This window comes from Paenibacillus sp. DS2015, assembly GCF_050433705.1.
Lineage (GTDB): Bacteria > Bacillota > Bacilli > Paenibacillales > Paenibacillaceae > Paenibacillus_AQ.
The window spans coordinates 1-1202 of record NZ_JBNPWS010000090.1; the positions used below are offsets into that span (position 1 = coordinate 1).

1 protein-coding gene is annotated in these 1202 nt (G+C 36.8%); it reads right to left on the minus strand.

Annotated elements, in window-relative coordinates; translation table 11 throughout:
- Nucleotides 1-130: 130 nt before the first annotated feature.
- The gene (locus tag J2T13_RS26255) at nt 131-466 is read right to left on the minus strand and encodes a hypothetical protein (RefSeq protein WP_429375661.1); all 336 of its coding nucleotides are present in this window, start codon (nt 464-466) and stop codon (nt 131-133) included.
- Between the last annotated feature and the right edge of the window lie 736 nt (nt 467-1202).

Consider the following 1202-nt stretch of genomic DNA (forward strand, 5'->3'; position numbering starts at 1 on the left):
CAGAACGTGTTGGGCAGTATGTGAAATGATTTTTATCTCCCCTCGGGGAGAAGCCATATTAAAAGAGTTTACACAAAACTATTGACAGACCCGCCCTCTTCGATAAACTTTCAAAATCCATGTCTTATTTTCATTTATCTTTTGAATCTGGGTTTTCTTCAATATATTTCTTAAGTTCTTCCTCAATTTCTTGATCTAGTTCAGAAATAAATTCTGGATTCTTATTTGCATTCATATATTCTTCTTCACTTTTTTTAATTTCTAATTCTTCTTTTTCTTCATCCCTTAGTAATCCTAATTTTTCTCTTATTATTTTTATGTCTTCATATATCTGTTGGTTTTTGTGATATGTGCTGAATACTAGTCCAAATATTAAGATTAGAAATATGACTATTCCATATGGTCCGATTATTGTGAATGAAAGCAATAATATAATACTTGCTAATAACATCCCTAGTATTATCATTTTTTGTCTCCTTATCAATTGCGGAAATTTCACCTAACGTTGCGCATTTCTGACGTTCAAGCAGCTTAAGTGACCAAAGGGAACGGGTCGTCAGACTTAGCTGGTTGAATGTGTCGCCTGAATTAACTACTTCGAAATCCCCCTTGGGGACCAAGGAGCGTCAGCGACGAAGCAAAAATGCATTGTTATACGCTGCCCCTTCTTCTTCGATTCCACATCCATATATGTCTTGTGTGTTTTATGTATTTAATATGTCTTGATGTGTTCTATCCTTTGGCTCTATCAAATCCGTTTCCGCATAGGAAAGGTTCCCCTTCTCTATCTCTAGTATCTTTGTTCTCAACTGCTTCTCCGGAATCCATCCTTATTCTATTAATTCTTTTATGCTCTTTGTCTACCTTCTATTTTCCTTAGTCTAATTAATCCTTTAACCATTATTCATCATTTTTTTGTTACTTGTTTTCGATGGTTTAACATTCTCAAAGGGGTTGCGTATAACGTTTGGCATTTCTGACGTTCAAGCGGCTTAAGTGACCATAGGGAACGGGTCGTTAGACTTAGCCGGTTGGATGTATCGCCTGATTTAACTCCTCTGATATCCCTCTTGGCGATCAAGGGCGAATGCCCGCAGCAGAAATGCTGTGTTGAACTAAACCGCTACGCGGTAGCTTTTTAAATCCTACAATCTTTCACTGCCATTTTCTAAACCTTCCTTTATCATCTAGTGAAAAAGGAG